Annotated in this window: 3 protein-coding genes and 1 riboswitch; of the genes, 1 reads left to right on the top strand and 2 read right to left on the bottom strand. The window is 72.7% G+C overall.

All coding sequences use genetic code 11. The annotated features are described in order from the left end of the window. Window positions 1-1180: NAD(P)/FAD-dependent oxidoreductase (locus tag AC27IO_RS22850; protein ID WP_498740938.1), on the top strand; the 1180-nt coding region annotated here is incomplete at its 5' end. A gap of 45 nt (window positions 1181-1225) precedes the next feature. Here the strand turns inward: AC27IO_RS22850 and AC27IO_RS22845 are convergent. Both AC27IO_RS22845 and mntP read right to left on the bottom strand, forming a co-directional pair. Then, window positions 1226-1528 (bottom strand): hypothetical protein, encoded by a 303-nt coding sequence (locus AC27IO_RS22845; RefSeq protein ID WP_284431582.1) that lies wholly within the window; start codon window positions 1526-1528, stop codon window positions 1226-1228. A 25-nt stretch (window positions 1529-1553) separates the two neighbouring features. Next, window positions 1554-2120, bottom strand: a complete 567-nt coding sequence (gene mntP, locus AC27IO_RS22840) for a manganese efflux pump MntP (RefSeq protein WP_284407316.1) — start codon at window positions 2118-2120, stop codon at window positions 1554-1556. A 15-nt stretch (window positions 2121-2135) separates the two neighbouring features. Next, window positions 2136-2323: riboswitch (yybP-ykoY riboswitch) on the bottom strand. Window positions 2324-2539 lie beyond the last annotated feature (216 nt).

Raw genomic sequence — 2539 nt, 5'->3', positions numbered from 1 at the left:
CGCCCTGGCCGAGCTGCGCCCGCACGCGCACGTGGTGCTGGTCGATGCGGGCATGGTGGGCGACAACGCCTCGGGCCGCAACTCCGGCTTCGCCATCGACGTGCCGCACAACGTGGGCAGTTCGCTCGAAGAGCTGCGCCAGGCCGCGCATTACCAGCGCCTGCTGGCCGCCGGCATGGCCGACCTGCAGCGGCACATCGCCGCGCACGCCATTGACTGCCAGTGGCGCCGCGCGGGCAAGTACCACTGTGCCGTGTCGCCCGCGGCCGGGCGCACGCTGGACCACCATGCCCAGGAGCTGCGCGCGCTGGGCGAGCCGCACGAACGGCTGGACCGCGATGCGCTCGCCGCGCGCCTGGGCACGCGCTACTTCGCCGCCGGGCTGTACACGCCGGGCACGGTGCTGCTCAACCCGGCCGCGCTGTGCCGGGGCCTGGCCGATGCGCTGCCCGCCCAGGTCGCGCTGTACGAGAACACGCCCGTGCACGCGCTGGACATCGCCCCGCACGCGGTGGTGGCCCACACCACGCAGGGGCGCATCGAGGCGCCGCAGCTCATCGTGGCCAGCAACGCCTTTGCGCAGCAGCTCGGCCTGTTCCAGGGCGAGACCTTTCCGCTGGCCACGTTCGGCTCGCTGAGCGCGCCGCTCACGCCCGCGCAGCGCGAGCGCCTGGGCGCACCGCAGGGCTGGGGCGTGACGCCGGTGAACGCCGTGGCCGGCGCCACGCTGCGCTACACCGACGACCACCGCCTGCTGGTGCGCCAGGGTTTCGAATACGCGCCGCGCTTTCGCGTGGCCGCCGCCGTACGCGAGCGCGTGCGGCGCGCGCACCGGGCCGTGTTCGATGCGCGGTTTCCGCAGCTGGCCGACGTGCCGCTCGCGCATTTCTGGGAAGGCGCCATCGCCATCACGCGCAACGGCGCGCCGCGCTGGGGGCGCTTTGCTTCCAACGTGCACGGCGTGGCGGGTTGCAACGGCGTGGGCATCGTCAAGCACACGGTGCTGGGCGCGCTCGCGGCCGATCTGGCGCTGGGCCAGGACCATCCGCTGATCGCCGACGCCCTGGCGCTGGGCACCCCTGCGCGCATGCCGCCCGCGCCGTTCCTGGGCCTGGGCCTGGGCCTGGGCGTGCGCGCCTACATCGCCCGGGAGAAGTGGGCAGGGCGCGCCGAGCGGTGACCGAGCGGTGACCGGGCGGTGGACGGTGCGCGGTGGCCGGCCCGGTCAGCCCGCCTGGCGCAGCACGTCCCCGGCCTTGTCCACCCACTGCTGCAGGCTGTCCAGCAGGTCCTTCTGGCTGAACGAGCAGCTTTCCTCGGAAAACAGCGCGCTCGATTCGAGGCGGTCGAGCAGGCCGTGCAGCACCTCGGCATAGCGCGGGGGCAGGGCGGCCAGCAGCGCGTCCTGCGCGCGGGCCGTGCTACTCAGTTCGGTGGCGCTGCCGCCCGGAGCACGGCAGCGGGCCAGGGCGGAGTCCAGCGTGGCCAGTTGCACGAGGGCGGTGGTGGTGTCGGAAAAACGGGTCATGCGGCAAGGGTAGCGCGGGCCGGGATCAGAACGTGGTCAGGTGCTCGTAGAGGATCACCGAGCCGATGCCGATCAGCAGCACGCCGCCCACGGCCTCGGCCCAGCGGCCTGCGATGTTGCCCAGCACCCGGCCGACCATCACGCCGATCGTGACCATGGCAAACGTCGCCAGGCCGATGGCGGCCGCCACGGGCAGGATGCCCACGTCGAGGAACGCCAGCCCCACGCCCACGGCCATCGCATCGATGCTGGTGGCAAAGCCGGTCACGGCCAGCAGCCAGAAGCCGTGGCGGGCGGGTTTTTCGGTTTCGGCATCGGGCGCCTGGAACGCCGCGTACACCATGCGCAGGCCGAGGATGGTCAGCAGCGTGAACGCGATCCAATGGTCCCATTCCTTCACGTAGCCCGAGGCGGCGTAGCCCAGCGCCCAGCCGGCGATCGGGGTGAGGGCCTCGATGACGCCGAAGATGGCGCCGGTGCGCAGCGCTTCGGACCAGCGGGGTTTCTGCAGGGCGCTGCCCTTGCCGACGGCGGCGGCGAAGGCGTCGGTGGACATGGCCAGCGCGAGCAAGGCGGTGGAGGCGAAATTCATGGTGGGGACGTCGTTGTACGGCCGGGCGAGCGCAAAGGCACGCCTCCGCTGCCCGACCTTTCGTCGCGGTGGCATGCCGATGGTCTCGCCAACCGCAACGGTTGCCGGCGCCACGGCATGCAGCATGCCGAGTGTGTTGACGCAGGCGCTTTCGTACAACGCTCGAAAGACATGGCACGAAAGCCGGCTACTCCCCAAGGGAGCGCGGATTATAGAAGCCCCTGCCGGCCTGGGGCCGTGCCGGCCCTGGCGCGTGCGGGGGCTTGGCCCGCTGTCAGAATCCGCGCCACCCCGACGAGCCGGATCCCGAACGTGCCAGACCCTTCCTCCCTTTCCGCGGCCCCCCCGCCCGCGCCGCGGCAGGCGCTGCGCGCCCTGGGCCTGGCCACCGCCACGGTGCTGGCGCTGGTGGCCCTCGG

It is taken from the genome of Acidovorax sp. KNOB132, assembly GCF_057541515.1.
Note: the sequence above shows the minus strand (reverse complement) of the source record. Positions and strands in the feature narration are given on the sequence as shown.

Bases quoted from the DNA above. Each gene is read 5' to 3' on its own strand.
- mntP (WP_284407316.1), bottom strand. From the start codon at position 2,120: ATGAATTTCGCCTCCACCGCCTTGCTCGCGCTGGCCATGTCCACCGAC.
- AC27IO_RS22845 (WP_284431582.1), bottom strand. From the start codon at position 1,528: ATGACCCGTTTTTCCGACACCACCACCGCCCTCGTGCAACTGGCCACG.